This is a genomic window from Vibrio sp. 1F263 (genome assembly GCF_041439035.1).
In the GTDB taxonomy this organism is placed as follows: Bacteria; Pseudomonadota; Gammaproteobacteria; order Enterobacterales; family Vibrionaceae; genus Vibrio; species Vibrio tasmaniensis_A.
In genome coordinates this window covers 1-2,468 of the sequence record NZ_JBGONI010000103.1, presented here as the reverse complement: position 1 = coordinate 2,468, position 2,468 = coordinate 1, and the positions used below count along the sequence as shown (strand labels likewise).

The following is a 2,468-nucleotide window of genomic DNA, read 5'->3' as shown; positions in this document are numbered from 1 at the left end:
AAACATCACAACCTGAATTTTCACGCGTGGCATTTTCTAGCTCGAAAATGCCCCTTTTCTCGTTAGTGCTTTAACTCATTTAGATCCTGTTAATGCTCGTTTACCCTACCAAAAGTTATCCGAATTAGGCTCATTTAGAAATTATGCTTCAGTGTGCAATCTAACCTCTCAATGTGGTCACTAATCTATTGATTACAAATTGAAGTGATAGGTGAAAAGCTGCATTATATGGTTAAGTTGAATTCTTCGATAAATCAAAAAAATAAGGGGCTTAAATGCATCCAGCTCAAAACCCAATGACGGGGTTTAAAACGTTAGAATCGGCTTTTTCTCAAGGCTTTAGAATGAGAAGAGTTCCATTCACGCAAGACGTGCACTTTGTGAAAGATCGCGGAGTTTACAATGATCGTTACACATACGCGCGATTGAATGGCTTAAAAGTTCAACAAACTGTAGTACTAGATGAAAACCAACCTCTCAATGAGTTACCTTGTTTTTGTCTGTTTTACGGAACCCTCGAAGAGTTGCGAGGGCAAGGGAAAACAGTTGCTTTTCTTAAGCAAATTCTGGAGCAATTTAAAAAAGACCTACCTAAAAAGTACAAAGAGTTCTATGTTGAAGCTCTCATTGAAACCGATAATGATGCCTCGCTAGCAATTGCAGCACAGTTATTTGGTGAACCAAGTCACGATGGCGTGGATGAGTTGACGGGAACTCCTACAAGAATATGGCAAACAAAGTTCTTCAAATAGTAGTGAAGTAGCCATAATATAGCTGTTATGTTCTTTGTATCTTGATTGCAGTGAAATCGCCCCCATATAAGGAGCTATATCCATCTAAATATTGGGGTTTATAATGTGGGATAAACGCTTCAAACCAGCCATTGATAGTGGCTTTAAACGCAATGAATTTTCTCGTGATCGTGCAAGGATTATTCATTCTGCTTCATTTCGCCGTTTGCAGGGAAAGACGCAAGTTCTCGGGTTAGGGGAAAGCGACTTTTACCGTACCCGTCTAACTCACTCATTAGAAGTAGCTCAACTTGGTAGCGGTATTGCTGAGTTTCTAAAAACTAAATACCCAGAAAATGAAAATCCAGAAATCTTTGAGCTAATCCCAGAGCAAAACTTAATTGAGTCTATTGGTTTAGCACATGATATCGGTCATCCACCTTTTGGTCACGGTGGTGAAGTTGCATTGAATTACTCTATGCGCAATGACGCTGGTTTTGAAGGGAATGCTCAAACGCTTCGTATTTGTACGAAGCTCGGTGAATATTCTGAAGAAGAAGGGCTAAACTTAACCAGACGCACATTACTAGGTTTAATCAAGTATCCTGCATACCATAATGATGTCGTTAACAAGGAGCTTTATACTGAAAATGGTGGAATCAATTTAGATGGCTTTAAGCCGCCTAAATGTATTTATGACTGCGATAAAGACCAAGTGGATTGGATCTTGCAGCCTTTCACAAATGATCGAGCCAAATTTATGTCATCAGAGCCTAAAGTAGGCAAGCATGCTAAACCTAAATATAAGTCGTTCGATTCGAGTATCATGGAATTAGCTGATGACATCGCCTATGGTGTCCATGATTTGGAAGATGCAATAGCACTTCGGTTGGTTGATCAATCAATGTGGCGTAGAGAGGTTGTTGATAAACTTACCGACCCACTAAATACCTACCCATTGGCCAGCAAGATCGAAGAACTTACTCAATTATTGTTTTCTGGCGAAAACAAGACAAGGAAGCGCGCGGTTGGACAATTGGTAAACTATTTCATTAACAAGACAGAAGTCGTGATCTTAGGCAAATTTACACATAAATTGTTTGATTATCAAGGTGAGCTGGATAAAAAAGCTCGTGAAGAACTTGATATTTTTCAAGAGTTTGTTGTAAATAACGTAATTTTCACTCCTGAAGTACAAACACTTGAGTACAAAGGGCAACAAATGATAGTTCAGCTGTTTGATGTAATTTCAAATAACCCTAAGCGATTGCTGCCTAAGAAATATTACGAAATGTATAAAGCTCAGAACGACAACCTAAGAGTTATTAGTGATTATATTGCTGGTACAACTGATGACTATGCAACTCGGTTATATCACAAGATCTTTACGCCTTCTTCTGGTTCGATCTTTGATCGCCTCTAAACGAACATAACAAATGAGGATTAAGCGTTGCGTAGCCAACGTTAGTTCCCAAGTGTTGAACAAGCCGAAGCCTCTATATATGTAAATTGTGCGATGTGCTCTAGAAGGATGGCGGCCTTGATGCGTTTCTCAAAGCGGTGCGGTCTTCGCAAGGTAGAGGTTTCGACACATGATCTGTTGCGTCCTGCTCGTCAGTTTTGCTATTTGCCATACCTGTAGTTATTCATGACTTGCTAATGTAAGGTTTTTCGAAACTAATTTATGTCCAACAACGAGCTAGCTTAGATCTGTCGGGTGGACGACACTTGTTACCA

General features: G+C 39.6%; 2 protein-coding genes. Both read left to right on the top strand.

The annotated features are described in order from the left end of the window. The first annotated feature begins 275 nt into the window (after nucleotides 1-275). On the top strand, nucleotides 276-752 hold the full coding sequence (locus ACED25_RS23190; RefSeq protein WP_371696242.1) for a hypothetical protein: 477 nt from the start codon (nucleotides 276-278) through the stop codon (nucleotides 750-752). 103 nt (nucleotides 753-855) lie between these two features. Then, complete coding sequence (locus tag ACED25_RS23185) at nucleotides 856-2,154, top strand: anti-phage deoxyguanosine triphosphatase (protein WP_371696241.1); 1,299 nt, start codon at nucleotides 856-858, stop codon at nucleotides 2,152-2,154. The last annotated feature ends 314 nt before the right edge of the window (nucleotides 2,155-2,468 follow it).

Bases quoted from the DNA above. Each gene is read 5' to 3' on its own strand.
- ACED25_RS23190 (WP_371696242.1), top strand. From the start codon at position 276: ATGCATCCAGCTCAAAACCCAATGACGGGGTTTAAAACGTTAGAATCG.
- ACED25_RS23185 (WP_371696241.1), top strand. From the start codon at position 856: ATGTGGGATAAACGCTTCAAACCAGCCATTGATAGTGGCTTTAAACGC.